Below are 24,922 nucleotides of genomic sequence, written 5' to 3' on the forward strand. Positions count from 1 at the left end.
TGACGACAGGACCATGATGATGACCCGCGTCCTCTCGACGACCGCCGCGGCCGCCCTGGCGGCCCTTCTGATCGGCGCCGTGCCGGTCTCCGCCCAGGAGGGGCATGGCGGGCCGATCCCGGCCCGCGTGAACTGGAGCTTCGCCGGCGTGTTCGGCCGCTTCGACACCGCGCAGCTGCAGCGCGGCTTCCAGGTCTACAAGGAGGTCTGCTCCGCCTGCCACTCGATGAAGCTGGTCTCCTTCCGCAACCTCGCCCAGGAGGGCGGACCGGACTTCACCGCCGGGCAGGTGAAGGCCCTCGCGGCGACCTACCAGGTGAAGGACGGCCCGAACGATGCCGGCGAGATGTTCGAGCGGCCCGGCCGGCCCGCCGACACCTTCCCGCCGCCTTTCCCGAACGATCAGGCGGCAGCGGCGGCCAACGGCGGCAAGGCCCCGCCGGACTTCTCGGTCATCGCCAAGGCGCGGACCTTCTCCCGGGGCTCGCTCTACTTCCTGACCGACTGGCTGCCCTTCGTGGGCTACTCGGAGCAGGGCCCCGACTACATCCACGCCCTGCTCAACGGCTACGAGGAGCCCCCGAAGGACTTCGCCCTGCCGGAGGGTGGCCACTACAACAAGTACTATCCCGGCCACATCATCGCGATGCCGCCGCCGATCACCGACGGGCAGGTCTCCTACCCGAAGAACGATCAGGGCCAGCCGGTCGTGCCCGAGACGGTCGATCAATACGGCAAGGACGTCTCGGCCTTCCTGATGTGGGCGGCCGAGCCGCACATGATGGACCGCAAGGCCCTGGGCTTCCGGGTGATCCTGTTCCTCATCATCCTGTCGGCGCTGCTCTACTACGTGAAGAAGAAGATCTGGGCCGATGTCGGCGGCGAGGTGCACGGCCTCCAGCCGGAGCTGCACAAGACCTACTGAGGCGCGCTGCCGCGATCGACGAGACAGATGGGCTCCCGAAAGGGGGCCCATCTTTTTTGGGCTGGATCGCCATGTTAACCCGTGGCCACCGCGACGATCGGCTGGACGGAAGCGGGTTGAACCATCCCTCAACCTCATCCTGAGGTGCTGCGCAGCAGCCTCGAAGGACGGTTCCAGAGATCGCTGCGAATTCTGGAGCCCTCCTTCGAGGCCTCCGCTTCGCTCCGACACCTCAGGATGAGGTGGCGGATGGATCAGGCGGCCGTTATGTGCTGCGCGACCAGGGGAATACCTTCATGACGGCAGCGGTCCTCGGAGTGATGGGCGGGTCCGGCGTCTACGACCTGCCGGGTCTCGAGGATGTGCGCGAAGAGCGCGTGGCGTCGCCCTGGGGCGAGCCCTCGGACGCCCTGCGCATCGGGCGGATCGGCGAGACCAAGGTCGTGTTCCTGGCCCGGCACGGGCGGGGACACCGGCTCTCGCCGTCGGGCATCAACTACCGCGCCAATATCGACGTCCTGAAGCGGGCCGGGGTCACCGACCTCGTCGCCCTCTCGGCCTGCGGCTCGTTCCGCGAGGAGCTGCCGCCGGGCCTCTTCGTGCTCGTCGACCAGTTCGTCGACCGCACCCACGGGCGCGCCACCTCGTTCTTCGGCGACGGCTGCGTCGCCCACGTGTCCCTCGCCCATCCGGTCGGTCCGGGGCTGCAGGCGCGGATCGCCATCGCCGCGAAGGCCGAGGACATCGCGGTGCATCGCGGCGGCACCTATGTCTGCATGGAGGGGCCGCAATTCTCGTCGCTCGCCGAATCCCGGGCCTACAAGGCCCAGGGCTTCGACGTGATCGGCATGACCAACATGCCCGAGGCCAAGCTCGCCCGCGAAGCGGAGATCACCTACGCCACCATCGCGATGGTCACCGACTTCGATTGCTGGCACCCGGGCCACGACGCGGTGGACGTCGCCTCGGTGATCGCGGTCGCCCGGGCCAACGCCGACAAGGCGGCGCGGCTCGTCGCCCGTCTCGCCCGCGATTTCCCGGCCGAGCGCGAGCCGTGCCCGGCGGGCGCGCACCGGGCGCTCGACGGCGCGATCATGACGGCGCCCGCGGTCCGGGATCCGGCATTGCTCGCCAAGCTCGACGCCGTGGCGGGACGGGTCCTCAACGGGTAGCCGGCCGCCCTTTCCATTCGGCGGCGAGTCCCTCTAGAAGGCGCGGGCGGCCGCGGCCGCCCCAGACGCGAAGTCCAGACCGAAATGCGCAGCGCCTCCATCAGCCGGAAGACCGCGGAAACCGATATCGCGGTCACCGTCCATCTCGACGGGACCGGGCGATCCAATATCGCCACCGGGATCGGCTTCCTCGACCACATGCTGGATCTGCTGGCGCGGCACGCCCTGTTCGACCTGGACGTGAAGGTCGTGGGCGACCTGCATATCGACCAGCACCACTCGGCCGAGGATTGCGGCATCGCCCTGGGCCAGGCCTTCGCCAAGGCGCTCGGCGACAAGCGCGGCGTCACGCGCTACGCCGACATCCACTTGCCGATGGACGAGGCGCTGACCCGGGTCTGCGTCGACATCTCGGGTCGCCCCTTCCTGGTGTTCCGCACCGCCTTCCGCGTGGAGAAGATCGGGACCTTTGACACCGAGCTGGTGCGCGAGTGGTTCCAGGCCTTCGCGATGAATGCCGGCCTGACCCTCCACGTGGATACTCTCTACGGCGACAACGCCCACCATATCGCGGAGAGCTGCTACAAGGGGCTGGCCCGGGCCTTGCGGAAGGCCGTGGCGATCGATCCGCGGGAGGAGGGGCGCGTTCCCTCCACCAAGGGCTCCCTGTAGACCTGTTGTCGCCGGGCGCCCTGATCGGCCACGCGGCCGTCGCGGCGCACGCTGTCGGAGTTTCGCGATGCGGATGCGCAGCTACACGCTCCACCTGCCGGCCGATGCGCGGCCGGGCGAGTCGGTCGAACTCGACCGGGCCGTGCTGGTGCGGGACGGCTTTTCCTGGCCGGCCTTCGCCTTCACGGTGCTGTGGTTCCTGTTCCACCGCCTCTGGATCGCCGCCCTGGTCGTCCTTGTCGGCCTCGTGGCATTGGCCGCGGCCGGCTTCGTGCTCGGGTTGCCGACCGGTGCCGGCCTGATCGTCTCCCTGCTGGCCGCTTGGCTGATCGGCCTCGAAGCGTCGAGCCTCCGCCGCTGGACCCTGGCCCGGCGCGGCTGGCCGGCGCGTGACGCGGTCATCGCCGCGACGCCCGAGGAGGCCGAGGCCCGGGCCCTGAACCGCTGGCTCGAAGCCAGCCCGACAACGCCGCGGGCCCCGTTCCCGAGCGGTCCCAGCCGGCGGTCCGAGCCGGTGATCGGGCTGTTCCCCGCCCAGGAAGGCGCCCGGTGAGAGTCCGGGCGAGACGCGCATGAGCACCGAGACCGTCGCGATCATCGATTACGGGTCGGGCAACCTCCATTCCGCCGCCAAGGCCTTCGAGCGCGCCGCCCGCGAGAGCGGGCGCGATGCGCGGATCTGCCTGACCTCGGATCCGGAGGTGGTGGCCGCGGCCGACCGCGTCGTGCTGCCCGGTGTCGGCGCCTTCGCGGATTGCCGCCGCGGGCTCGATGCCGTCCCCGGCATGGTCGAGGCGATGACCCAGGTCGCGCACGAGGCAGGGCGCCCGTTCCTCGGGATCTGCGTGGGGATGCAGCTCCTGGCAACCCGCGGGTTGGAATATACCACGACGCCGGGCCTCGGCTGGATTCCCGGCGATGTCGGTCCGATCCGGCCGTCGGATCCGACCCTGAAGGTCCCCCATATGGGCTGGAACACCCTGCGGACCGAGCGCGACCATCCCCTGCTCGCCGGCATTCCCACCGGCGACGACGGGCTGCACGCCTATTTCGTGCACAGCTACGCGCTCAATGCGGAACGCCCGGACGACGTGGTGGCGCGCGCCGAGTACGGTGGCCCGGTCACCGCCCTCGTCGCCCGCGACAATATCGCCGGCACGCAGTTCCACCCCGAGAAGAGCCAGCGGCTGGGCCTCGCGCTCATCGCCAACTTCCTGAACTGGCGCCCGTGAGCGCCGTTCGGCCCAGGCAAGAAGGACAGAAGCGCCCGTGATCCTGTACCCGGCGATCGACCTGAAAGAGGGGCGTTGCGTCCGCCTCATCCAGGGGGACATGGCGCAGGCCAAGGTCTTCGGCGACGATCCGGCCGCACAGGCCGCGATCTTCGAGTCGCAGGGCTTCTCCTGGCTCCATGTGGTCGATCTCGACGGCGCCTTCGCGGGCGCGCCGCGGAACGCGGAGGCCGTCGACGCCATCCTCGAGCGGGTGAAGATCCCGGTCCAGCTCGGCGGCGGCATCCGCGAGATGAAGACCCTGGAGGGCTGGCTGAGCAAGGGCGTCGCCCGGGCGATCATCGGCACCGCGGCGGTGCGCGATCCCGGCTTCGTCCGGGAGGCCGCCCGCAAGTATCCCGGCAAGATCGCGGTCGGGATCGACGCCAAGGACGGCCGCGTCGCGGTCGAGGGCTGGGCCCAGACCTCCAGCATGACCGCGGAGGAGCTGGGGCGCCGGTTCGAGGACGCGGGCGTCGCGGCGATCATCTACACCGACATCGCCCGCGATGGCATCCTGAAGGGCCTCAACGTCGAGATGACCCTGGCACTCGCAGAGGCCGTGCGCATCCCGGTGATCGCCTCGGGCGGCCTCGCGTCGATCGACGACGTGCACCGGCTGCTGCAGCCGGATTGCGCGCTGATCGCCGGCGCGATCACGGGCCGGGCACTCTACGACGGCCGCATCGATCCGGAAGCGGCCCTGGCGGCGATCGCTGCGGCGCGCAGCCCGGCCGCGTGATAGTCTGAGGCCTGCGATATGAGACGGCGCCCGTGCTGAAGACCCGCATCATCCCCTGCCTCGACGTGAAGGACGGGCGCGTCGTGAAGGGCGTGCGCTTCGAGGGTCTGCGCGACGCCGGCGATCCCGTCGAGGCCGCCAAGGTCTACGACGCGGCCGGCGCCGACGAGCTGTGCTTCCTCGACATCACGGCGAGCCGCGAGGCCCGCGGCACGCTGCTCGACATCGTCAGCCGCACCGCCGAGGCCTGCTTCATGCCGCTCACCGTGGGCGGCGGCGTGCGCACCGTCGAGGACGTCCGCGCCCTGCTGCTGGCCGGCGCCGACAAGGTCGCGATCAACACCGCGGCCGTGAAGGATCCCGACCTCGTGGCCCGGGCCGCTGAGAAGTTCGGCGCGCAGTGCATCGTCGTCGCGATCGACGCCAAGCGCGTCTCGCCGCCCGGCGCGCCGGCCGCCTGGGAGATCTTCACCCATGGCGGCCGCGACCCGACGGGGATCGACGCCGTGGCCTTCGCGCGGCTGGTGGCCGAGAAGGGCGCCGGCGAGCTGCTCGTGACCTCCATGGACAAGGACGGCACCCGCTCCGGCTACGACCTCGCGCTGACGCGGGCGATCAGCGACGCCGTCACCGTGCCGGTGATCGCCTCGGGCGGCGTCGGCGGCCTCGACGACCTCGTGGCCGGCGTGGCCGAGGGCGGCGCCAGCGCCGTGCTGGCGGCCTCCATCTTCCATTTCGGGCAGGCGAGCGTCGCCGAGGCGAAGGCGCACATGGCGGCGGCCGGCCTCGCCATGCGCCTCGACGGCCCGGCCTCTTCCGCGAGGGCGCCCCTGTGAGTTGCTATCTTCTGGCGAACGCCAACCTCCTCGATCCCGAAACCGGCCGCGAGACCGCCGGCGCGGTGCTGGTACGGGACGGCCGCATCGCCGACATCGCCGTCGGCGCGGCGCCGGGTGCCCCCGCCGACGCGAAGCGCGTCGATTGCGCGGGCCGCGTCCTGACCCCCGGGCTGATCGACATGCGCGCCTTCGTGGGCGAGCCGGGGGCCGAGCACCGCGAGACCTTGGCCTCGGCGAGCGCCGCGGCGGCCGCGGGCGGCGTCACGACGCTTGTCTGCATGCCCGACACCAACCCGGTGATCGACGAGCCGGCCATCGTCGATTTCGTGCTCCGCCGCGCCCGCGACACGGCGAGCGTCAACGTCCTGCCGGCGGCCGCCATCACCAAGGGGCTTGCCGGCCGGGAAATGACCGAGTTCGGTCTGCTCAAGGAGGCCGGCGCGGTCGCCTTCACGGACGGGCTGCGGGCCGTGGCGAACGCCCAGGTGCTGCGTCGCGCCCTGACCTACGCCCGGGATTTCGACGCCCTGATCGTGCAGCACGTGGAGGAAGCCTCTCTCGTCGCCGAGGGGGTGATGAACGAGGGCGAGCTCGCCTCGCGCCTCGGGCTGATGGGAATCCCCCGCGAGGCGGAGACCGTGATGCTGGAGCGGGACATCCGCCTCGTACGGCTCACCGGCGCCCGCTACCACGCGGCGATGATCTCCTGCGCCGATTCGGTCGAGATCGTCCGGCGGGCGAAGCAGGACGGCCTGCCGGTGACCTGCGGCGTCTCGGTGAACAACCTCGTCCTCAACGAGAACGACATCGGCCATTACCGCACCTTCTGCCGGCTCTCGCCGCCCCTGCGCCACGAGACCGACCGGCAGGCGGTGGTGCGCGCCCTGGACGAGGGTGTGATCGACGTCGTCGTGTCGGATCACAACCCGCAGGACGTCGAGACCAAGCGCCTGCCCTTCGCCGAGGCGGCGGATGGGGCACTGGGCATCGAGACCCTGCTCGGCGCCGCGATGCGCCTCGTCCATACCGGCGGCCTGGCGCTGCCCAAGCTTATCGCCGCGCTCACCGCGAACCCGGCGCGGATCCTCGGCCGCGAGGCTGGCCGGCTGGCGGTCGGTGCCCCCGCCGACTTGGTCCTGATCGATCCCGATCTCCCCTACGTCCTCGACAAGCGCCGGCTGAAGTCACGCTCCAAGAATTCCCCGTTCGACGAGGCGCGCCTCCAGGGCGCGGCGGTGCTGACGCTGGTCGGCGGACGGATCGTCCACGCGGTCGACGATCTCGCGGCCGCCGCATGATGCTTCCCGATCTCGCGACACCGGCCGCCCTCGGCGGCCTCGCCCTCGGCTACGCCCTGGGCTCGATTCCGTTCGGGCTGATCCTGACCAAATTCGCCGGCCTCGGCGACGTGCGGGCCATCGGCTCGGGCAATATCGGCGCCACCAACGTGCTGCGGACCGGCCGCAAGGGCCTTGCCGCGGCGACCCTGCTGGGTGACGCCCTCAAGGGAACTGTCGCCGTCCTGCTCGCCAAGAACCTGGGCGAGGGTGCGGCGCTCGCCGCGGGGCTCGGTGCGTTCCTGGGGCACCTGTTCCCCATCTGGCTCGGATTCAAAGGCGGCAAGGGTGTCGCGACCTTCATCGGCGTGCTCCTGGCCTTCAATGCCGCGGCGCTCGGTCTCTTTGCAGCGATCTGGCTCGGGCTCGCCTTCGCGCTCAAGTATTCGTCGCTGGCGGCACTTGCGGCATCCGCGGCGACACCCTTGGCCCTGTGGGCTCTCGGTGCGCCGACCCAAGCTTTGCTGTTCCTCATCTTGGCCGTGCTGCTATGGTGGAAGCACGCGCCCAACATCCGCCGGCTCGCAAACGGCACCGAGGGGCGCATCGGCCAGAAAGGCTGAGCGCACGCGCGCCACGCGCGGACCTTGGGGAAGTGCATGCAGCTCACCGACGCGCAGCGGCTCGACTGGCTGCGGCTGATCCGGACCGAGGGCGTCGGGCCGCGCACCTTCCGGAGGCTGGTGAACCGGTTCGGCGGCGCGGCGGCCGCCCTGGACGCCCTTCCGGATCTCGCAGGCCGCCAGGGTCGGCGGATCACGCCTCCGACGCGCAGCGAAGCCGAGGCCGAGATCGCGGCGCTCGCCCGCCTCGACGGCCGGCTGATCGCCACGGGCGAGGCGGACTACCCCCGGCTCCTCGCGCAAATCGACGCGGCGCCGCCGCTCCTGGCCCTGCGCGGCGCCGGCATCCTGAACCGGCCGGCCGTTGCGCTCGTCGGTTCGCGCAACGCCTCGACGGCAGGGCTCGCCTTCACGGAGCGGCTGGCCCGCGGCCTCGGGGAGGCCGGCCTCACGGTGGTCTCGGGCCTCGCCCGCGGGATCGACGCCCGGGCGCACAGGGCCAGCCTTCCGACGGGAACCATCGCCGTGATGGCGGGCGGCCAGGATCGGATCTACCCGGCGAGCCACGCGGCCCTGGTCGAGGCCATCCTGGGGGAGGGCGGCGCCGTCCTGGCCGAGATGCCCATGGGCTGGGAGCCCCGCGGACGCGACTTCCCGCGGCGCAACCGGATCATCTCCGGCCTGTCCTACGGGACCGTCGTGGTGGAGGCCGCCCGCCGCTCCGGCTCGCTGATCACGGCGCGCTACGCCCTGGAGCAGAACCGGGAAGTCTTCGCGGTCCCGGGCTCGCCGCTGGACCCACGCGCCGAGGGCACCAACGACCTGATCCGCCAGGGCGCCACCCTCGTCTCCGAGGTCGCCCACGTCGTCGAGGTGCTGGGCCCGATCATCGAGCGCGGCCCGGACGCGGAGGCGGCGCCGGCGCGCGGTCGGCCGGACCTCGCCGAGCAGCCGGATTTCTGGGACGAGATCGAGTTCGACGCGGCCGGCGCGGATTGCGATCCGGTCCCGCTGTGGCCCGACCGCGAGACTGCCGGCCGCCCCGTCTGCGAAGACGAGCCGCTCGAGCCCGCGGATGACCGGGCGCGGATCGTCGCCCTGCTCGGCCCGAGCCCGGTGGGCACCGACGAGCTGGCCCGGAGCGCCGGGGTCGGCGCCCGGACCGTGCAGAGCGTGCTTCTGGAACTGGAGCTCGACGGACGGATCGAGCGCCACGGCAGCGGCACGGTCTCCCTGGTCAGTCGCTGAGGAAATCGTCCGCGGTGTCGGCATCCGCGTCGGCGAGATTGCGCATGACGTCGAGGCAGCCCTGCAGGATGTAGGCGGCGGCGAGCTTGTCCACGAGTTCGCCGCGGCGCGCCCGGGAGGCGTCGGCCTCGATCAGCGCGCGGGTGACCACGGCGGTCGAGAGACGCTCGTCGAAGAAGACGTGGGGCAGGGGGAGGATCGGCGCGAGGTTGCGCATGAAGGCGCGGGTCGACTGCACCCGCGGCCCCTCGCTGCCATCCATGTTGAGCGGCAGCCCGACCACAAGGCCGCCGACCGCGTGCTGCCGGCACAGGGTCGCGAGCCGCTGCGCGTCGGGGGTGAACTTCACCCGGCGGATCGTCTCCAGGGGTGTCGCGATCTGGCGGCCGAGATCCGACAGGGCGAGCCCGATCGTCTTGGTGCCGAGATCGACGCCGATCAGCCGGGCGCCGCCGCGGGACTCGGCCGAGAAGGCGCGGATCGCGTCGAAGTTCATGACTCCGCCTGTGCGGTGCGCGCCAGGGTGGCCTCGGCAATACCCTCGAACCGGGCGGGGAGGGGCTCCGCGCCCGGCCCCAGAACCAGCGCCGCGGACGGCGCGGCGACCCGGGTGAAGAAATCGTCGAGGCTCTCGCCGCCGAACCGCACCGTCTCCAGATCGGGCGCGAGCAGCCAGACGTCGTACTCGCCGTCCGTCCCGGAGACGTCCCAGAACAGGAAGCTGCCATCCTCGCCCGCGCCGAAGAAGCAGGCGCGCTCGACGACGCTCGCTTCGCCGCCCTCGACATCGAAGCGGTGCGGCTCCGCGCCCTCTTCCAACATGGCGACGGCGGCACCGACACTGTGGGCGATGAGCCCCGCCTGGGTCACCAGATCGCAGGCCTCGAACGGCGCCGGCACGGCGATGCGGAACTGTCCCCCCGCGAGGCCGACGCCGCAGGTCCGGCAGAAGGCGCGATAGGAGGCCGGCAGCGGAAAGCCGAGATCCGCCGCCGCACGGTCGAGAGCCCCTTCGTCCGGCACGAAGCCCGGCGCGAGATCCGCGAAAACCTGCTCCCACATCGATCCCGCTCCACCGTCCACAGGCTTCAGCTCCTGCGCAGATCGCCCCCGGTGCGCGCGGAGCCGTTCGCGTCTAGGTAGGTTAATGTTCCGTTAAACCACACTGTAGGGGCCCGCCTTGTCGACGAACGGCCAGCTCTCCTGTTCCGCACCGTCCGGATATCGGCGGGCGATGCCGCGCAAGCACCGCTGGATGCTGCTCCTCGCCTTCGAGATCCTGGTCGCGGGCTTCACCCAAGCCATGATCCAGCCGGTCCGGCAACCGGGAATCACCATCGAGATGTCGGTGACGCCCCACCACGTCGTGACCTGATCGACCCAATCCGTCTGTCGGCCTGCGGGTTCGGTCCCGGTGGCGGCGCCCGGGCCGGCGTTTGTCTGCTCCGGCACGTCGGCCTTCCGCCCGCTTCGACCCGCGTTGCAGCGCGTCGAGCGCCGATGCTATAGCCCGACCGACTTCGGGAGAGTGCTCCCGGGCAGGGACGAACGGGACGGCATGTCGGTCGACGAGAAGACGGTTCGGCGCATCGCGCATCTGGCGCGGATCGCGGTCACCGACGACGAAGTCGGGCCGCTGCAGGGCGAGCTGAACGCCATCCTTGCCTTTGTCGAGCAACTCGGCACGGTCGACGTCACGGGCGTCGAGCCGATGACCTCGGTGACGCCGATGGCGATGAAGAAGCGCGAGGACGTCGTCACCGAGGGCGGCCGCGCTGCCGACGTCGTCGCCAACGCGCCCGAGACCGAGGACAATTACTTCCTGGTCCCGAAGGTGGTCGAGTAGGCCGAGGACGGCCCGGACCTTGCGGACCGGATTTCTGGCGGGCAGGCGCGCGACAGCGCGCGCGGGGACGTGAACAGCGTGGATCCGAACGAACTCACTCTGGCCGAAGCGCGCGATGCCCTGAAGGCGAAGCGGATCTCGGCCCGCGAGCTGACCCAGGCGCATCTCGACGCCATGGCCAAGGCCCGCGTCCTGAACGCGTACATCCGGGAGACCCCGGACCGCGCCCTGGCGATGGCCGAGGCTTCCGACCGGAAGATCGCATCGGGCGAGGGCCGCCCCCTCGAGGGCATCCCCCTCGGCATCAAGGACCTGTTCTGCACGCACGGCGTGACGACCACGGCGGGCTCTAAGATCCTCGAAACCTTCGAGCCGCATTACGAATCGGCCGTGTCAGCCAATCTGTGGCGCGACGGCGCCGTGATGCTCGGGAAGCTCAATCTCGACGAGTTCGCCATGGGCTCGTCCAACGAGACCAGCGCCTACGGCAACGTGGTCTCGCCCTGGCGGCGCAAGGGATCGGACACGCAGATCGTGCCCGGCGGCTCCTCGGGCGGCTCCGCCGCGGCGGTCGCCGCGCGGCTCTGCCTCGGCGCCACCGCGACCGATACCGGCGGCTCCATCCGGCAGCCCGCCGCCTTCACCGGCACGGTGGGGATCAAGCCGACCTACGGGCGGTGCTCGCGCTGGGGTACGGTGGCCTTCGCCTCCTCCCTCGACCAGGCGGGCCCGATCGCCCGGACGGTGCGCGACTGCGCCATCCTCCTCGGCTCCATGGCGGGCCCCGATCCCCGGGATACGACCTGCACCGACCTGGCGGTGCCCGATTTCGAAGCCGCCGTGTCGCGCGGCGTGAAGGGCCTCACCATCGGCATTCCGAAGGAGTACCGGGTCGACGGCATGCCCGCCGAGATCCAGAAGCTCTGGGACGAGGGCGCCGCGTGGCTCAAGGCAGCCGGTGCGACGATCCGGGAGATTTCGCTGCCGCACACCGCCTACGCGCTGCCGGCCTACTACATCGTGGCCCCGGCGGAAGCCTCCTCGAATCTGGCGCGCTATGACGGCGTCCGCTACGGCCTGCGCGTGCCCGGCAAGGACATCGCCGGGATGTACGAGAACACCCGGGCCGCCGGCTTCGGCCGCGAGGTGAAGCGCCGGATCATGATCGGCACCTACGTGCTCTCGGCCGGCTACTACGACGCCTATTACGTCCGCGCGCAGAAGATCCGCACGCTGATCATGCGTGACTTCGAGGCGGCCTACGCCGCCGGAGTCGACGCGATCCTCACGCCGGCGACGCCGTCGGCCGCCTTCGGCATCGGCGAGAAGGCCTCGGCCGACCCGGTGGAGATGTACCTCAACGACGTGTTCACCGTGACGGTGAACATGGCGGGCCTCCCGGGCATCGCCGTGCCGGCGGGGCTCGATGGCCAGGGCCTGCCCCTCGGCCTCCAGCTCATCGGCCGGCCCTTCGACGAAGAAACGCTGTTCGCGGTCGCGCAGGTGATCGAGGAAGCGGCGGGCCGCACCGTCCTGCCCGAGCCGTGGTGGTCATGACCGTCCCCTATTACCCCTGGACGATCTGGATCTGGGCCGGGTTCGATCCGGCGCTGATCGTGGTGGCGGTCTATCTCGGCTGGACCGCCAGCCAGTTCGGCAAGGTCTTCATCGCGGCGATCGCGGCGCTCGGATTCTCGGTGCTGTTCTCCTACGCGGTCAGCGCCGCCGGCATCCCCTGGCCGGCGCCGATCACCCGCGACGGCCCGACCTTTTTCCCGGTGCGCGCCGTCGCGGCTCTCCTCTGGGCCATCCTCGGCTACGGCGCCCGGCAGGCGGTCAGACGCCGCGCTTGATCTTTTCGCGACGCCGCCCGTAAGTGACCGGACGACATCCACGCCCACCCGCGCCCTCATCCTGAGGTGCCCGCGTGAGCGGGCCTCGACGGAGGCCTCCAGCCGGCCGCGCGATCCCTGGAGCCCTCCTTCGCGGCTGCTGCGCAGCACCTCAGGATGAGGGCGTGGGTGGGGGGATCACGCCAAGCTCCTTTTCTCGGCCCGGACGACCATGAACGCACCCGTCGACCCCAAGAAGCTGATCAAGGGCGGCCTCCATGATTGGGAGGTGATCGTCGGCATGGAGATCCACGCCCAGGTGTCCAGCCGGGCGAAGCTGTTCTCCGGTGCCTCGACGGAATTCGGCGGGGAACCCAACGACCACGTCTCCCTGGTCGATGCCGCGATGCCCGGGATGCTGCCGGTGATCAATGCGGAATGCGTGGCCCAGGCGGTGCGCACCGGCCTCGGCCTGAAGGCGAAGATCAACCTGCGGTCGGTGTTCGACAGGAAGAACTACTTCTACCCGGATCTGCCCCAGGGCTATCAGATCTCGCAGTACAAGGATCCGATCGTCGGCGAGGGCGAAGTTCTCGTGGATCTGCCCGACGGTGCGTCGATCACCGTGGGCATCGAGCGCCTGCACCTCGAGCAGGATGCCGGCAAGTCGCTGCACGATCAGGACCCGACCCGGAGCTTCGTCGATCTCAACCGCTCGGGCGTGGCGCTGATGGAGATCGTCTCCCGGCCGGACCTGCGCTCCTCCGAGGAGGCGAAGGCCTACGTGACCAAGCTGCGCACGATCCTGCGCTACCTCGGCACCTGCGACGGCGACATGGAGAAGGGATCGCTCCGCGCCGACGTGAACGTCTCGGTGCGCCGCCCCGGCGAGCCGCTGGGCACCCGCTGCGAGATCAAGAACGTCAACTCGATCCGCTTCATCGGGCAGGCGATCGAGACCGAGGCGCGGCGCCAGATCGCCATCCTCGAGGACGGTGGAAAGATCGACCAGGAGACGCGCCTTTTCGACCCGACCAAGGGCGAGACGCGCTCGATGCGCTCCAAGGAAGAGGCGCACGATTATCGCTACTTCCCCGATCCGGACCTGCTGCCGCTCGAATTCGACCAGGCCTATGTCGACGCCCTGGCCGAGGGGCTGCCCGAGCTGCCGGATGCCAAGAAGGCGCGGTTCGTCTCCGCATTCGGCCTCTCGCCCTACGACGCCGGCGTGCTGGTCGCCGAGCGTGCCTCCGCCGACTACTTCGAGGCGGTGGCCAAGGGCCGGGACGGCAAGGCCGCGGCCAATTGGGTGATCAACGAGCTGTTCGGGCGTCTCAACAAGGAGGGCCTGTCCATCGAATCGACGCCGGTCTCGGCGGAACAGCTCGGCGCGATCATCGACCTGATCGGCGAGGGCGTGATCTCCGGCAAGATCGCCAAGGACCTGTTCGAGATCGTCTGGATCGAGGGCGGCGACCCGCGCGCCATCGTCGAGAGCCGCGGCATGAAGCAGGTGACCGACACGGGCGCCATCGAGGCGGCGGTGGATCAGATCATCGCGGCCAATCCCGACAAGGTCGCCCAGGCCAAGGAGAAGCCGACTTTGCTGGGCTGGTTCGTCGGCCAGACCATGAAGGCCACGGGCGGCAAGGCAAATCCCGCGGCGGTGAACGCGCTGCTCAAGGCGAAGCTCGGGATCGATTGACACCCGATCGCCCGAGCGGCGCGAAGCAGGCCAGCTCAGGGATATCGCGCGTCGGCCAAGCCATCGGCGCGGCAACATCGGACGCCGATTGATCCGGAGCGCGCCTGGGCGCTCGAACGGTCGTCGGTGCAAGATCGCGTCGTGACGGCAGGCCTGCCTTCCGGGCTCCGCCACGCGGTTCCGGCCTGACCGGCGGACGAGACCACCGGTGGGCTCAGCTCCGCGCAGACAGGCGGTGAGCCGGCCACCCTCGGGGCCACGACGAAATCCCGCCACGGCGAGGCCGGGCAGGCGATGGACCAACAGCTTCTGTCTTAGGGAAACCGCGGCGGAACGGCTCAAAGTGGGGCATTTTGCGTGTTCGAAGGCGCGCCATAATTGGCCGCTTCTGCGCCCCTGGAGCCGCGTCCGTCCGGCTGTCCGTGTGCTGCCGCTAAGTTCCGGGCCGAACCTGTCCCTGAACCGTCTAGGCGGCTTTCCGCTGCGGTGGAGTCATCCCTGTCTCCTCCAGCTTCCGGCAACCGGACGTCTTACGAAACCTGACACCGTCAAGGTTTCCGTCCGGTCGGTGCCGGCTTTCGCCAAGCACAGGTGGAGACTGCGCCTGTCTTGCCGAGCCGTCAATAGCCATTTTGCCGGCACAGGGGCACCTCGCACGACATCGCGGGAGGATCGCAGTGCAGCGCCAAGCCCGTCAATCACTTGGATCGATCCTTCGGCGCTGCGAAATATCGGCTGGGGGGCGCGTTACTTGCCGGCACCCATAGTGTTCTCGACGAGAAAACGAATACCGCGGTCGAAGGACTCGTCCGTGTTACCGCGCAGGTCGACGCTGTAGGCCCGCTCGGGCGCGTCGCCGGTGAGGGGCTTCACGTAGACGTTCAGGTTGAGGATCAGGTTCGAGACCTTCTGCACCTCGCCGGTGATGGCGACGTCGGCGCCGAGTTCGCGGGCGAAGTCATCCGCACAGCCGTTGCAGCGCCGCAGGTCCGCACTCTTGGCGACCGCCGCCCGGACCGGATCGGTCGAGATCACGATGTACAGGCCCTTTCTCTCCAGCAGAGCGCGCAGTTCGGCGCTCACCCGCTTGAGGCGCGCGGCGTCCGCTGCATCGGTCGGCACCGGGGACAGGTTCGAGAACTGGAAATCGAACACCGCCGCCTTCAGGGGCGCGGCCGCGGCGGGCCCTGCAGTCAGCAGGAGGCAGGCGAGTCCAAGCCATCGGTTCATCGGAGTCTCCCACGCGGTGGTGTCTCCGGGAAACCGCATCACCGGCCATCGGGATCGCAGCGGCGCGGCGATTCACCTCTGATCGGCCGCCGCGGTGGGTCCGGCTGCCGGCGTCGTCAGGGCGGAGACCCGGTCGCGCAGGTCCATGAACCAGTTGGGCGCCGGGCCGCGGCCGCCGTTGACGAACACGGTCGCGGTCATGCCGGCGATGAGCGGGACGCCCGGCGGAACATGGTCGATGCGGATGCGGACTGGGACCCGCTGGGCGAGGCGCACCCAGGTATAGACCGGGTTGACGTCCGGCAGCCCCTGCGTGCTCGCAGCGGCATTGGCCGTGGAGATGCCCAGCGTGATGCTGTGAACCGTCCCGGTGAGATGCGGATCGAAGCCCATCAGCTTCACGTCGGCGGTGTCACCGACCCGGATGTTGGACATCTTGGTCTCTTCGAAATAGCCGTCGATCCAGAAGGAATCGGTGTCGACCACGTTGATGTTCGCGGTGCCGGTCCGGGCATAGTCGCCGACGCGCATCAGCAGGTTCGTGACCCGCCCGTTGACGGTGGATGTCACCCGGGTGCGCTCCAGGTTGACCTTGGCCTGCCGCAATTGCGCCTGGGCGCTCTCCAGCGCCGCCTCGGCGATCTTGGCCGCGCCGGCAAATTGCTGCTTCTCTTCGACGGAGGTCGACACCGTCGAGAGCGCCTGCCGCCGGGCCGACTGGGCGTTCTTCACCTGCAGGTCGGCCTCGCGGTTCTTGACCTCGGCATCCGCCGACGCGACCGCGACCTCGAAGTCGATCGGGTCGATGACGTAGAGGACGTCGCCCTTGCGCACGGTCTGGTTGTCCTGGACGCGGACCTCGACGATCTGCCCTGCGACCTGCGGCGCGATGTTGGCGACCTGCACCCGGACCGTGCCGTCGCGCGTCCAGGGCGCCGCCACGTAGAATTCCCAGACGAAGGCCGCCGCCAGGATCGCGGCGAGCAGGATCACGCCGGTGGCCGCCAGCCGGAAGATCTTGGCGGCTCGGCCCCGGCGCGGGATCGCGGGCAACGGATCGCGCCGCCCCGGCGCATCGTCGCGGGCGGCGGGCTTCGGATCGTCCTCGTCGGCGGTCGTGTCGGGCATCAGATGAACGCTATCAGGAGGGCGAGAACACAGACGTAGAGGCCGGCCTCGGCGAGCGGGGCGTTGGCGACGTAGCGGCTGAAGCGGAGGCGCGCGAAGGCGAAGCGCAGGATGATCAGGATCACGAACGCCGCCAGGGCATAGGCGACGAAGGCCGTGACCAGCACCCCGCCGACATGGATGTCCTCGTGCATGGTAACCCCGGAAGAAGTCGCCCGTCAGAAGAGCGCGATGTCGAGGCGATGGAGGAATCGCCGGTGGCGGGTGATGGTCCGTGATGCGGTGACGAGATCGCTGGCCGCGCGGGCGGTGGTGAGCCGCACGGCCCGGCCCTGGCCGGCGGCGGCCCGGATCAGGTCACGCGCCGCGGTCTCGAGCCCGCGATCGTCGCCCGAAGCCAACGCGTCCCGTGCCCGCGGGATCGCGCCACGCAGGGCCTCGATGGACCAGAGGCGGCGCAGCTCCGCGTGGGCCCGGGCGGCGGCGGCCTCCAGACGGGCGAGGGCGAAGGCGTGATGCAGGTTCGCCGGCCGCACGGCGCCGCTCCCCGAGCTGTAGCCGGCGAACTGGAACAGCCGGTCGGCATTCAGGCTGGTGCGGGTGGTGGCATCGCCTCCCTGGCCGATTAGCGCGTCGGCGAGCGCCCGCCGGGCCGAATCGAGGGCGAAGCTCCGCTGCTGCGCAGGCGTGACCGGCAGGACCAGGCGGACGACGATCGATAGGATCACGGCCGCCGCGACCACGAGGAACGCGTTCAGCAGGAAGGTCAGGGCGTCGTAGGTCTGCGGATTCGAGGGGCCGAGCAGGACTGGAAAGAACACGATCAGGATGAAGCCGATGCCGAAGGTCTTCGGGTTCAGCGACAGGAAGCAGCCGAGGAAGATCACCGGCGCCATGACGATCGCCAGCATCGGGAATCCCTGGACACCGTTCAGGAGCGCGAAGCGGGCGATGCCCGCAAGGGTCGCCGCGAGCGTCATCCCGATGACGACCCCGTTGGCGAATTTCTTCGGATCCGGCGTCACGGAGGACAGGGCCGCGGTGGCGGCCACTTGGACCAGCGCGAACGAGGCCTGCGGCAGGCCGAGCGCCACGAAGGCGGCGGCCGTCACGGCGAAGCTCAGGGCGACCCGCAGGGCGCCGCGGAGGGCGACCGGGAAGTCGCGATGGGTCGGCAGCCGGGCGTCGCGCAGGGGCTCGTGGCCGTCCGCCACCGCGCGGATGCCGTCCTGCGCGAAGGTCGCCGCACAGACGAAGTCCAGGGCGCGCTGGAGAACCACCACCTCGTCGAGGGGCCGGTTCCCGTCCCGGATCGCGGAATCGACCAGGTCGCGCAGGCGCTCGTCGTCGCGATCGAGGACATCGGGATCGGGCGCGTCGGCCACCCTTCGGCAGATCGCCATCGCCTCCGCGACCGCCGGGCTCGGATGGCGCAGGCACGCGGCCGCGGCCGCCACGCTGCGGATCGCGGCCGCCATCGCGTACAAGGCGGCGATGCAGCTGCGCGCGCCGGCCGCACGGAACCGGCCGTCGTCGAGTTCCCCCGCGATGGCGCTGGCATCGGCCCGCATCGGCGCGATGGTGCGGATCAGCGCGGCGGTCCGCGTCGCGCCGAGATCGCCGGATTCCAGCGTCTCCCGGGCATAGCTCCGCGTGTCGTCCCAGCCCTTGCGGAGCTGCGGCAGCAGCGCCCGCCACGTGCTCGGGGAGGCGAGGGCGTCGTTGATGAAGGTGATCACGACGATGCCGAGAACGATCACGGCGACGCGGGACACGGCGGCGTCGAAGGTGCCCTGCGGGTCGTCGATCTGGCCCAGGGCGACGATCGCCACGGTGTAGCCGGACAGCATGGCGCCGTAGGCCCGTGTGTCCTGCAGGTACTGGGCGACGAAGACGCAGAGGCCGAGCCAGACGGTGAAGCCGAGGAGCAGCAGCACCCGGTCCTGCCCGAACAGGGCCATGAAGACGATCGACACCGCGGCCCCGATGAGCGTGCCGAGAAGGCGGTAGACCGCCTTGGAAATGGCCTGCCCGCGCTTGGGCTGGGCGAGAATCGCCACGCAGGTGGCGGCAGACGAGGCGCTGTCGAGCTGGAGCCAGAAGGCCATCGCCAGCGCCAGCATCATGGCGATCCAGATGCGCAGGGCAAAGGCCCAGGCCGCCGGCTTGGGCACCCAGGCATCGAGGAACGCCACCGCGCGGTCGAGAAGCGACCCGGCCGACGGATCCGCGGCGGGCGCGACCGGGGCCTCAGCCATGCCGGACCCGGCGCGATGCGCCGTCCGCCGCCCGTGGGGACGGATGAAGGTCCATCATGTCCTCGCCTTTCCCGCCGCCCCGCCGCGGATGTCTGAACAATCGAGAAGCGCTGCGGTTCGCGACCGGCTCAGGCTTTATCGCCGCCCTTCAGCCGCTTGTTGCACTTGCTCCAGTACTGCGGCCATTTCGGCCCCTGCGCGGCCTTCTGAGCGTCGGTCAGAGCGCGCCACTCGGCGCCGCAGGTCTTCTGCCGGTCGCGGGCGGCGGACTGGCCGGCGCTCGGCTGCTTCGCTGCGGGCGAGGCCGGCGCCGCCGAGGGCGCCTCGGAGGCCGGCGGCGCCTTGGCTGTCGACTCTTTGGCAGCCGGCTCCTTGGCGAGGACAGGCTGGGCGGCGAGCAGCGGCACGGACAGGATCGCGATCCTGACGAGACGATCGATCATCGGAAATTCCCCCTCGGGCGTCGTTGCGACGCCCGAGACGCAGTCTCGCCGCTCGCCCCGGGAGACGGCAAGCCCGGCGCCGCAGCCGCCAACAGCTGCCGCCACGCCGTGTCGAATCCTCAGGCCCGCTCTCGGGATGCCCTTGAGCGTGGCCGGGAAATCGTCTTCACTGTCGGGGTTGTCCGGAAAAGGCGGAGGACCATCGCACCGCCGACGATTGGGTCCAGGAGCAGACAGAGCATGGCAGCGGTGTCCGGGCGGCCGATCGACGTCCATACCTGGAGTACGCCGAACGGCTGGAAGATCCCGATCATGCTGGAGGAGTGCGGGCTCCCCTACCGCATCGTTCCCGTGGACATCGCCAAGAACGAGCAGTTCGCTCCCGATTTCCTGGCGATCTCACCCAACAACAAGATCCCGGCCATCGTCGATCCGGAGGGTCCCGGCGGACAACCGATCTCGGTCTTCGAATCAGGCGCGATCCTGCAGTATCTCGGCCGGAAAACCGGGCAGTTCTATCCGACCGACGAGCGCGCCCGCGTCCTCGTCGACGAGTGGCTGTTCTGGCAGGTGGCGGGCTTCGGGCCGATGCTCGGGCAGACGCACCACTTCAAGATCTACGCGCCCGAGAAGCTGCCCTACGCGATCGACCGGTTCACCGCAGAGGCGAAGCGTCTTTACGGCGTGCTGGAACGACGCCTCGAGGGCCGCGCTTTCCTGGCCGACGACTATTCCATCGCCGACATCGCGACCTTCACCTGGGCGAAGCTGAACTTCAAGCAGGGCGTCGACATCAACACCCTGCCGAACGTGGCGCGATGGCTCGAGAGCATCCTGGCGAGGCCGGCGGTGCAGCGCGGCCTCGCAGCGATCTGACAGGCGCTCAGTTCTTGTTCGCCGCCTGCTGATTCACGTCCGGCACACGGGTCCAGGTCTGGGATCCGCACAGGATCTTGAGCATGCAGCCCGAGACGTTGAGTTCGGCCTCGCTCTCGCGCTCCAGGCTGACCGTATAGATCTTGCCTTCTTCGATGTTGTAGAGTTCGCCGGTGTATTTCTCGTCGTCCGGCTTGAGCCCTTCGATGAGCTGCAGGCCGATCACCGGCCGCGCGCGCTTCTTCGGGTCGGGATTCTTGAGATCGGTGCGGGGAGCGCCGTTGTCGAAGGTCGGCGTCTTGAGCCAGACGACCTTGCCGCAGACGAGCTTCTGACCGGGCCCGCAGCGATCGATCCGGATCTTGGCGCGGCCGTCGCCGGTGAGCCAGGTGCCGGACGGATCCTTCGCGGTGTCGGCGGCGGCGGCGGTGAGGCCGGCGAGAAGCAGGCTGGCGCTGAGAGCGAGTCGCATGGTTCGTCTCCGGGATTGGGGCGTCGCGGACGCCCGAGGGGTGGACGAAGTCGGTTGGTGCGCGACTAGGCCGTCGCAATCGGGCGATTTTTCGGCCGTGTTGCGGCAGAGCCACGGCCGCGCTTGGACCGGCCGGTTCCGGGACGCCGCTTGAGACACGGGGGGGCGCCCGCTATAAGCCCGGCGCCGAAGCGAAATTTTCGCTGCCGCGGCGCGTCCGGCCTCCCGGCGTGCCGCAAACCTTTTCCACAGACAGACCGGACGCACCATGGCCACCGAGCGCACCTTCTCGATCCTGAAGCCCGACGCGACGCGGCGGAACCTGACCGGCGCGGTCAACGCCGTGATCGAGGAAGCGGGCCTCCGCATCGTCGGCCAGCGTCGCATCCGCATGACCAAGGAGCAGGCCGAGAAGTTCTACGAGGTGCACAAGGAGCGCCCGTTCTTCGGCGAGCTCGTGACCTTCATGACCTCCGGCCCGGTGGTGGTCCAGGTTCTCGAGGGCGAGAACGCGGTGGCCAAGTACCGTGAGGTGATGGGTGCGACCAATCCGGCCCAGGCCGCCGAGGGCACGATCCGCAAGAAGTTCGCCGAGTCCGTCGGCGAGAACACCGTGCACGGCTCCGACAGCGCCGAGAATGCCAAGATCGAGATCGCGCAGTTCTTCAAGGATTCCGATATCGCCGCCTGAGGCGACGGGCGGTGGCGGGTTGGGCACACCGACCCGCCATCGTCACGCACCGCACCCGGCGGCATCGGGAATGCCGCCGGGTGTGACCGGGCCGTCCTTGACGGGACGGAGCCCGGAAGCGTCCAACAGCCGAGCTTAGCCAACCTCAGCCCTCGGACGACCCCGACCATGACGATGCGCCGCCTGCCCCTGCTGATCGCGACCGGCCTGTTCGCCCTCGGCGCGACCGCCGCCCTCGCGGGCGGATCCTCGGCCCCCTTCCAGCAGTACGAGCCGGATCCGGCTCTCAAGACCGCCAGCAAGGCCAATCTCGAAGGCCGCGTGCGCCACGCCTGCACGATCGTCCAGGCCCGCATGACCAGCGCCCCCGAGGCGTCCTTGGAGCGTCCCTGCGGCTGCTACGCCAAGCAGACCCTGCGCAGTCTCGATGCCGCCGAGATCGAGGCCTACCGGACCACGGGCTACTTCAACGATTCCGCCCGCGCGAAGGCCCTCTCGGCGCTGGACAGCTGCAAGCTGCAGCGCCCCGTCTGAGGACGCAGACAGGGCTGCTTCGGTAGACGTCGCCTCTGCGAGCGCAGCGAAGCAGCCCAGCGCATCGGAACGTCGGCGAGCGGGCGATGCCGGATCGCCGGGCTCCGCCCGCAGGGACGATGGGCCGCCCGCTAAAGGCTGAACAGAACGCCGTCGGGCGCCTCGTCGGCGATCACCACGCGGTCGCCGTCCAGGCGGGCGCGGCCGCCGGCCACCAGGGCGAGCACGGCCGGGTAGAGACGGCGCTCCTGCACGATCACCCGGTCGGCGAGGCTGTCGGGATCGTCGTCCTGGCGGACCGGGATCGCGGCTTGAGCGACGATCGGACCCGCATCCAGTTCCGGCACGACGAAATGCACGGTGCAGCCGTGCAGGCGCACGCCGGCGTCGAGCGCCTGCCGGTGCGTGTACGTGCCCTTGAACAGGGGCAGGAGCGACGGGTGGATGTTGAGCATCCGGCCGGCCCAGGACGCCACGAAATCCGTCGTCAGGATCCGCATGAAGCCCGCGAGGCACACGAGGTCGACCTCGGCCCCCCGCAGGGCGGCGTCGAGGGCGGCATCGAAGCCGGCGCGGTCGGCGAAGGCCTTGTGGTCGATGGCCTGCGTCGGGATGCCCGCCTCCGCCGCGCGGGCGAGGCCGGCGGCTTCCGGGCGGTTCGACACGACGAGCACGATCTCGGCCGGGAAGGCGGGATCCTGCGCCGCCTCCATCAGCGCGACCATGTTGGAGCCGCGCCCCGAGATGAGGATGGCGACGCGGGTCTTGCGGGCGGTCGCCATCAGAGGGCGAGGTTTCCGCTGAAGGTCACGGGCTCGGAGCCGCGCGCCGTGATCCGGCCGAGGCGCACGGGCGTCTCGCCGGCCCGGGTCAGGGCCTCGTCGACGTCGTCCACCGCATCGGCGGCGGCGATCACCACCATGCCGATTCCGCAATTGAAGGTGCGCAGCATCTCCGCCTCGGCGACGCCGCCCTCGCGGGCGAGCCAGCCGAAGACCGGCGGCGGGGTGACCGCGTCGAGGTCGATGGCGATGCCGACATCGTCCGGCAGGACGCGGGGCAGGTTGTCCGGGAAGCCGCCCCCCGTGATGTGAGCGAGCGCCCGGATCCCGTCCGTGGCGCCGAGCGCCGCCAGCAGGGGCTTCACGTAGATCCGGGTCGGCTCCAGCAGCGCCTCGCCGAGGCTGCGCCCGGGGGCGAACGGGGCCGGCGCGTCCCAGCCGAGGCCGCTTTTCACGACGATCCGGCGGACCAGCGAGAAGCCGTTGGAATGCACCCCGGAGGAGGGCAGGCCGAGCACAACGTCGCCGGGCCGGATCCCCGGACGCGGCAGAAGCGTGCCGCGCTCGGCGGCTCCCACCGAGAAGCCCGCGAGGTCGTAGTCGGATCCGTCGTAGAGGCCCGGCATCTCGGCGGTCTCGCCGCCGATCAGCGCGCAGCCCGCCTGCCGGCAGCCTTCGGCGATGCCGCGCACGATGTCGGCGCCGACGCCCGGGACCAGCTTGCCGGTGGCGTAGTAGTCGAGGAAGAACAGCGGCTCGGCGCCCTGGACGATGATGTCGTTCACGCACATCGCCACGAGATCGATGCCGATCGTGTCGTGGCGCCCGGTCTCGATGGCGATCTTGACCTTGGTGCCGACGCCGTCATTGGCCGCCACCAGGATCGGATCGCGGAAGCCCGCAGCCTTCAGGTCGAACAGGCCGCCGAAGCCCCCGATCTCGGCGTCGGCGCCCGGGCGCCGGGTCGAGCGCACCAGCGGCTTGATCGTCTCGACCATGGCGTTGCCGGCATCGATGTCGACGCCCGCCGCCGCGTAGGTGAGCCCCGTCTTCGGCTCGTTGCCGTCCTTGGCCGTCATGCCCGCGCCACCTCGTTCCAATCTGGCCCCGCTCTAGCGGCTTCGCGCGCGCCACGCGAGTCGGCTGCGGCGGCGCCTTGATCGGCACGCGCCGCATACCCACTCTGCCCGCGGGCGTGGTGTCTGGGGGAGCGTCGACGTGCGCGCACGAGCTGTGATCGGGCTGGCCGCCGTGGTCGCTCTGGGATTGATCATCTACCTCCTCCGGGAAGTGATGCTGCCCTTCGTGGCCGGCATCACCCTGGCCTATCTCCTCGATCCCCTGGCCGACCGGCTGGAGCGCCTCGGCCTCGGCCGGCTGGCCGCGAGTCTGCTGATCCTGGCGTTGTTCGTCGTCGTCCTCGTGGTGACGCTGCTGATCCTGATCCCGCTCACGGCCAATCAGGTCGTCGCCCTGGTCAATGCGCTGCCCGGAATGGTGTCGCGGCTCCAGGCCATCATCGCGGAGCGCTCCGGGTCACTGCTGGAACGCGTCGGCGGCGCGAATGTCCTCACGGAGCTGCAATCCTCCGTCGGAACGCTGGCGACCCAGGCGGGGACGTGGCTCCTGGCCTTTCTGAAATCCCTCTGGTCGGGCAGCCAGGCCCTGATCTCGATCGCCTCGCTTCTCGTGGTGACGCCGGTCGTCGCGTTCTACATCCTGGTGGATTGGGACCGGATGGTCGCGGCCATCGACGGCTGGGTGCCGCCCCGGCACCGCGCGACGGTGCGTGACCTCGCGCGCCAGATCGACGGCGCCGTCACCGGCTATGTGCGCGGCCAGACCCTGGTCTGCCTCATCCTGGGCAGCTTCTACGCGATCGGCCTCTGGCTGGTCGGCCTCAACTTCGGCGTGCTGATCGGCCTGATCGCGGGGTTTCTCACCTTCATTCCCTATGTCGGCACGCTCACCGGCTTCCTGCTCTCCGTCGGCGTCGCCCTGGTCCAGTTCTGGCCATCCGGGGACTGGCTGTATCTCGGCCTGACCGTGGGCGTGTTCCTCGTCGGGCAGTTTCTCGAAGGCAACGTCATCTCGCCGAAGCTCGTCGGCGATTCCACCGGGCTTCACCCGGTCTGGCTGATGTTCGCCCTGCTCGCCTTCGGCACGCTGTTCGGCTTCGTCGGGCTGCTGCTCGCTGTCCCGATCGCGGCCTCCATCGGCGTGCTCGTCCGCTTCGCCCTGGCCCGCTATCTGGAGAGCCGCCTCTACCATGCCGGACAGCCGATCTTGATCGAGCACGACGGCAAAGACGCTGCGGCCTTGACCTCCACGGGCGGGGGGTGATCCTGGGCGACAC

General features: G+C 70.1%; 29 protein-coding genes. 19 read left to right on the forward strand and 10 right to left on the reverse strand.

Translation table 11 applies throughout. From position 1 onward, the window contains the following. Nucleotides 1–13: 13 nt before the first annotated feature. From MCBMB27_RS27635 to dprA, 10 genes are all read left to right on the forward strand, one after another. A complete protein-coding gene (locus MCBMB27_RS27635) occupies nt 14–925 on the forward strand; it encodes a cytochrome c1 (protein WP_043383665.1) in 912 nt (303 codons plus the stop codon). A 296-nt stretch (nt 926–1,221) separates the two neighbouring features. Further along, nucleotides 1,222–2,097 (forward strand): S-methyl-5'-thioadenosine phosphorylase, encoded by an 876-nt coding sequence (locus MCBMB27_RS27640; RefSeq protein WP_075382145.1) that lies wholly within the window; start codon nt 1,222–1,224, stop codon nt 2,095–2,097. A gap of 84 nt (nt 2,098–2,181) precedes the next feature. After that, entirely contained in the window at nt 2,182–2,769 is a 588-nt protein-coding gene (gene hisB / locus MCBMB27_RS27645) for an imidazoleglycerol-phosphate dehydratase HisB (RefSeq protein ID WP_075381823.1), read from the forward strand. 73 nt (nt 2,770–2,842) lie between these two features. After that, nucleotides 2,843–3,322 (forward strand): DUF2628 domain-containing protein, encoded by a 480-nt coding sequence (locus MCBMB27_RS27650; protein ID WP_043351449.1) that lies wholly within the window; start codon nt 2,843–2,845, stop codon nt 3,320–3,322. Between the two features lie 19 nt (nt 3,323–3,341). Next, nucleotides 3,342–4,001, forward strand: coding sequence for an imidazole glycerol phosphate synthase subunit HisH (gene hisH, locus MCBMB27_RS27655; protein ID WP_075381824.1), 660 nt, complete (start codon nt 3,342–3,344; stop codon nt 3,999–4,001). A 37-nt stretch (nt 4,002–4,038) separates the two neighbouring features. After that, nucleotides 4,039–4,782, forward strand: a complete 744-nt coding sequence (gene hisA / locus MCBMB27_RS27660; protein WP_075381825.1) for a 1-(5-phosphoribosyl)-5-[(5-phosphoribosylamino)methylideneamino]imidazole-4-carboxamide isomerase — start codon at nt 4,039–4,041, stop codon at nt 4,780–4,782. Between the two features lie 32 nt (nt 4,783–4,814). Beyond that, nucleotides 4,815–5,618: an imidazole glycerol phosphate synthase subunit HisF gene (gene hisF / locus MCBMB27_RS27665; protein ID WP_012317478.1), complete on the forward strand. Its 804-nt coding sequence runs from the start codon at nt 4,815–4,817 to the stop codon at nt 5,616–5,618. Next, nucleotides 5,615–6,919, forward strand: coding sequence for a dihydroorotase (locus MCBMB27_RS27670; RefSeq protein WP_075381826.1), 1,305 nt, complete (start codon nt 5,615–5,617; stop codon nt 6,917–6,919). The genes hisF and MCBMB27_RS27670 overlap by 4 nt, the downstream gene beginning before the upstream one ends. Beyond that, a complete protein-coding gene (plsY, locus tag MCBMB27_RS27675) occupies nt 6,919–7,521 on the forward strand; it encodes a glycerol-3-phosphate 1-O-acyltransferase PlsY (protein ID WP_053608701.1) in 603 nt (200 codons plus the stop codon). Before MCBMB27_RS27670 ends, plsY begins: the two co-directional genes overlap by 1 nt. Nucleotides 7,522–7,557: 36 nt before the next feature. Continuing rightward, the gene (gene dprA / locus MCBMB27_RS27680) at nt 7,558–8,769 is read left to right on the forward strand and encodes a DNA-processing protein DprA (protein ID WP_075381827.1); all 1,212 of its coding nucleotides are present in this window, start codon (nt 7,558–7,560) and stop codon (nt 8,767–8,769) included. Here dprA and ruvX read toward each other — a convergent pair. Together ruvX and MCBMB27_RS27690 are read right to left on the reverse strand one after the other, a co-directional pair. Beyond that, nucleotides 8,759–9,265, reverse strand: coding sequence for a Holliday junction resolvase RuvX (gene ruvX, locus MCBMB27_RS27685; RefSeq protein WP_075381828.1), 507 nt, complete (start codon nt 9,263–9,265; stop codon nt 8,759–8,761). The genes dprA and ruvX overlap by 11 nt on opposite strands. Further along, nucleotides 9,262–9,831: an SMI1/KNR4 family protein gene (locus MCBMB27_RS27690; protein WP_075381829.1), complete on the reverse strand. Its 570-nt coding sequence runs from the start codon at nt 9,829–9,831 to the stop codon at nt 9,262–9,264. Before MCBMB27_RS27690 ends, ruvX begins: the two co-directional genes overlap by 4 nt. A 172-nt stretch (nt 9,832–10,003) precedes the next feature. On the opposite strand from MCBMB27_RS27690, the gene MCBMB27_RS30345 reads away from it, so the two are divergent. The 5 genes from MCBMB27_RS30345 to gatB all read left to right on the forward strand — a co-directional run bounded on the left by MCBMB27_RS30345 (nt 10,004) and on the right by gatB (nt 14,152). Continuing rightward, nucleotides 10,004–10,144 (forward strand): hypothetical protein, encoded by a 141-nt coding sequence (locus MCBMB27_RS30345; RefSeq protein WP_164706408.1) that lies wholly within the window; start codon nt 10,004–10,006, stop codon nt 10,142–10,144. Nucleotides 10,145–10,327: 183 nt separating this feature from the next. Beyond that, entirely contained in the window at nt 10,328–10,615 is a 288-nt protein-coding gene (gene gatC, locus MCBMB27_RS27700; protein ID WP_043355468.1) for an Asp-tRNA(Asn)/Glu-tRNA(Gln) amidotransferase subunit GatC, read from the forward strand. A 78-nt stretch (nt 10,616–10,693) separates the two neighbouring features. Beyond that, complete coding sequence (gatA, locus tag MCBMB27_RS27705) at nt 10,694–12,172, forward strand: Asp-tRNA(Asn)/Glu-tRNA(Gln) amidotransferase subunit GatA (RefSeq protein WP_170861876.1); 1,479 nt, start codon at nt 10,694–10,696, stop codon at nt 12,170–12,172. Further along, nucleotides 12,169–12,468, forward strand: a complete 300-nt coding sequence (locus MCBMB27_RS27710; protein ID WP_043354732.1) for a hypothetical protein — start codon at nt 12,169–12,171, stop codon at nt 12,466–12,468. Before gatA ends, MCBMB27_RS27710 begins: the two co-directional genes overlap by 4 nt. Nucleotides 12,469–12,679: 211 nt before the next feature. Continuing rightward, entirely contained in the window at nt 12,680–14,152 is a 1,473-nt protein-coding gene (gene gatB, locus MCBMB27_RS27715; protein WP_075381831.1) for an Asp-tRNA(Asn)/Glu-tRNA(Gln) amidotransferase subunit GatB, read from the forward strand. Nucleotides 14,153–14,899: 747 nt separating this feature from the next. Here gatB and MCBMB27_RS27720 read toward each other — a convergent pair. From MCBMB27_RS27720 to MCBMB27_RS27740, 5 genes are all read right to left on the reverse strand, one after another. After that, nucleotides 14,900–15,382, reverse strand: a complete 483-nt coding sequence (locus MCBMB27_RS27720) for a DUF3280 domain-containing protein (RefSeq protein WP_043383682.1) — start codon at nt 15,380–15,382, stop codon at nt 14,900–14,902. A 72-nt stretch (nt 15,383–15,454) separates the two neighbouring features. Beyond that, nucleotides 15,455–16,510 carry an efflux RND transporter periplasmic adaptor subunit gene (locus MCBMB27_RS27725; RefSeq protein WP_043755589.1) on the reverse strand — a complete coding sequence of 352 codons (1,056 nt, stop codon included), beginning with the start codon at nt 16,508–16,510 and terminating at the stop codon, nt 15,455–15,457. Further along, complete coding sequence (locus tag MCBMB27_RS27730) at nt 16,510–16,704, reverse strand: DUF1656 domain-containing protein (protein ID WP_043347071.1); 195 nt, start codon at nt 16,702–16,704, stop codon at nt 16,510–16,512. Before MCBMB27_RS27730 ends, MCBMB27_RS27725 begins: the two co-directional genes overlap by 1 nt. 24 nt (nt 16,705–16,728) lie before the next feature. Further along, entirely contained in the window at nt 16,729–18,768 is a 2,040-nt protein-coding gene (locus tag MCBMB27_RS27735; protein ID WP_075381832.1) for an FUSC family protein, read from the reverse strand. A gap of 128 nt (nt 18,769–18,896) precedes the next feature. Next, complete coding sequence (locus tag MCBMB27_RS27740; protein ID WP_043347072.1) at nt 18,897–19,211, reverse strand: hypothetical protein; 315 nt, start codon at nt 19,209–19,211, stop codon at nt 18,897–18,899. Between the two features lie 240 nt (nt 19,212–19,451). Between MCBMB27_RS27740 and MCBMB27_RS27745 the strand changes: the two genes are divergently transcribed. Then, entirely contained in the window at nt 19,452–20,087 is a 636-nt protein-coding gene (locus MCBMB27_RS27745; RefSeq protein WP_043383686.1) for a glutathione S-transferase N-terminal domain-containing protein, read from the forward strand. Between the two features lie 7 nt (nt 20,088–20,094). Here MCBMB27_RS27745 and MCBMB27_RS27750 read toward each other — a convergent pair whose 3' ends face one another. Then, nucleotides 20,095–20,559: a DUF2147 domain-containing protein gene (locus MCBMB27_RS27750; protein WP_043347075.1), complete on the reverse strand. Its 465-nt coding sequence runs from the start codon at nt 20,557–20,559 to the stop codon at nt 20,095–20,097. Nucleotides 20,560–20,827: 268 nt separating this feature from the next. On the opposite strand from MCBMB27_RS27750, the gene ndk reads away from it, so the two are divergent. Continuing rightward, the gene (gene ndk / locus MCBMB27_RS27755; RefSeq protein ID WP_043073092.1) at nt 20,828–21,250 is read left to right on the forward strand and encodes a nucleoside-diphosphate kinase; all 423 of its coding nucleotides are present in this window, start codon (nt 20,828–20,830) and stop codon (nt 21,248–21,250) included. Between the two features lie 168 nt (nt 21,251–21,418). Further along, entirely contained in the window at nt 21,419–21,784 is a 366-nt protein-coding gene (locus MCBMB27_RS27760) for a hypothetical protein (protein ID WP_043383689.1), read from the forward strand. A 131-nt stretch (nt 21,785–21,915) separates the two neighbouring features. Here the strand turns inward: MCBMB27_RS27760 and purN are convergent, their stop codons facing one another. Then, nucleotides 21,916–22,566, reverse strand: coding sequence for a phosphoribosylglycinamide formyltransferase (gene purN, locus MCBMB27_RS27765; protein ID WP_075381833.1), 651 nt, complete (start codon nt 22,564–22,566; stop codon nt 21,916–21,918). Next, nucleotides 22,566–23,645 (reverse strand): phosphoribosylformylglycinamidine cyclo-ligase, encoded by a 1,080-nt coding sequence (purM, locus tag MCBMB27_RS27770; protein WP_075381834.1) that lies wholly within the window; start codon nt 23,643–23,645, stop codon nt 22,566–22,568. Before purM ends, purN begins: the two co-directional genes overlap by 1 nt. A gap of 139 nt (nt 23,646–23,784) precedes the next feature. On the opposite strand from purM, the gene MCBMB27_RS27775 reads away from it, so the two are divergent. Further along, on the forward strand, nt 23,785–24,909 hold the full coding sequence (locus MCBMB27_RS27775; protein ID WP_043383693.1) for an AI-2E family transporter: 1,125 nt from the start codon (nt 23,785–23,787) through the stop codon (nt 24,907–24,909). Nucleotides 24,910–24,922 lie beyond the last annotated feature (13 nt).

Origin of the sequence: Methylobacterium phyllosphaerae (assembly GCF_001936175.1) — a bacterium.
Taxonomy (GTDB): domain Bacteria; phylum Pseudomonadota; class Alphaproteobacteria; order Rhizobiales; family Beijerinckiaceae; genus Methylobacterium; species Methylobacterium fujisawaense.

Excerpts from the sequence above, each read along its gene's own strand:
- purM (WP_075381834.1), bottom strand. The coding sequence starts at position 23,645 with ATGACGGCCAAGGACGGCAACGAGCCGAAGACGGGGCTCACCTACGCG.
- gatC (WP_043355468.1), top strand. The coding sequence starts at position 10,328 with ATGTCGGTCGACGAGAAGACGGTTCGGCGCATCGCGCATCTGGCGCGG.
- gatB (WP_075381831.1), top strand. The coding sequence starts at position 12,680 with ATGAACGCACCCGTCGACCCCAAGAAGCTGATCAAGGGCGGCCTCCAT.
- MCBMB27_RS27690 (WP_075381829.1), bottom strand. The coding sequence starts at position 9,831 with ATGTGGGAGCAGGTTTTCGCGGATCTCGCGCCGGGCTTCGTGCCGGAC.
- dprA (WP_075381827.1), top strand. The coding sequence starts at position 7,558 with ATGCAGCTCACCGACGCGCAGCGGCTCGACTGGCTGCGGCTGATCCGG.
- MCBMB27_RS27735 (WP_075381832.1), bottom strand. The coding sequence starts at position 18,768 with ATGGCTGAGGCCCCGGTCGCGCCCGCCGCGGATCCGTCGGCCGGGTCG.
- MCBMB27_RS27720 (WP_043383682.1), bottom strand. The coding sequence starts at position 15,382 with ATGAACCGATGGCTTGGACTCGCCTGCCTCCTGCTGACTGCAGGGCCC.
- purN (WP_075381833.1), bottom strand. The coding sequence starts at position 22,566 with ATGGCGACCGCCCGCAAGACCCGCGTCGCCATCCTCATCTCGGGGCGC.
- MCBMB27_RS27640 (WP_075382145.1), top strand. The coding sequence starts at position 1,222 with ATGACGGCAGCGGTCCTCGGAGTGATGGGCGGGTCCGGCGTCTACGAC.
- MCBMB27_RS27710 (WP_043354732.1), top strand. The coding sequence starts at position 12,169 with ATGACCGTCCCCTATTACCCCTGGACGATCTGGATCTGGGCCGGGTTC.
- ndk (WP_043073092.1), top strand. The coding sequence starts at position 20,828 with ATGGCCACCGAGCGCACCTTCTCGATCCTGAAGCCCGACGCGACGCGG.
- ruvX (WP_075381828.1), bottom strand. The coding sequence starts at position 9,265 with ATGAACTTCGACGCGATCCGCGCCTTCTCGGCCGAGTCCCGCGGCGGC.
- MCBMB27_RS27725 (WP_043755589.1), bottom strand. The coding sequence starts at position 16,510 with ATGCCCGACACGACCGCCGACGAGGACGATCCGAAGCCCGCCGCCCGC.
- MCBMB27_RS27730 (WP_043347071.1), bottom strand. The coding sequence starts at position 16,704 with ATGCACGAGGACATCCATGTCGGCGGGGTGCTGGTCACGGCCTTCGTC.
- MCBMB27_RS27650 (WP_043351449.1), top strand. The coding sequence starts at position 2,843 with ATGCGCAGCTACACGCTCCACCTGCCGGCCGATGCGCGGCCGGGCGAG.
- plsY (WP_053608701.1), top strand. The coding sequence starts at position 6,919 with ATGCTTCCCGATCTCGCGACACCGGCCGCCCTCGGCGGCCTCGCCCTC.
- MCBMB27_RS27760 (WP_043383689.1), top strand. The coding sequence starts at position 21,419 with ATGACGATGCGCCGCCTGCCCCTGCTGATCGCGACCGGCCTGTTCGCC.
- hisH (WP_075381824.1), top strand. The coding sequence starts at position 3,342 with ATGAGCACCGAGACCGTCGCGATCATCGATTACGGGTCGGGCAACCTC.
- MCBMB27_RS27740 (WP_043347072.1), bottom strand. The coding sequence starts at position 19,211 with ATGATCGATCGTCTCGTCAGGATCGCGATCCTGTCCGTGCCGCTGCTC.
- MCBMB27_RS27635 (WP_043383665.1), top strand. The coding sequence starts at position 14 with ATGATGATGACCCGCGTCCTCTCGACGACCGCCGCGGCCGCCCTGGCG.
- hisB (WP_075381823.1), top strand. The coding sequence starts at position 2,182 with ATGCGCAGCGCCTCCATCAGCCGGAAGACCGCGGAAACCGATATCGCG.
- MCBMB27_RS30345 (WP_164706408.1), top strand. The coding sequence starts at position 10,004 with ATGCCGCGCAAGCACCGCTGGATGCTGCTCCTCGCCTTCGAGATCCTG.
- MCBMB27_RS27745 (WP_043383686.1), top strand. The coding sequence starts at position 19,452 with ATGGCAGCGGTGTCCGGGCGGCCGATCGACGTCCATACCTGGAGTACG.
- MCBMB27_RS27750 (WP_043347075.1), bottom strand. The coding sequence starts at position 20,559 with ATGCGACTCGCTCTCAGCGCCAGCCTGCTTCTCGCCGGCCTCACCGCC.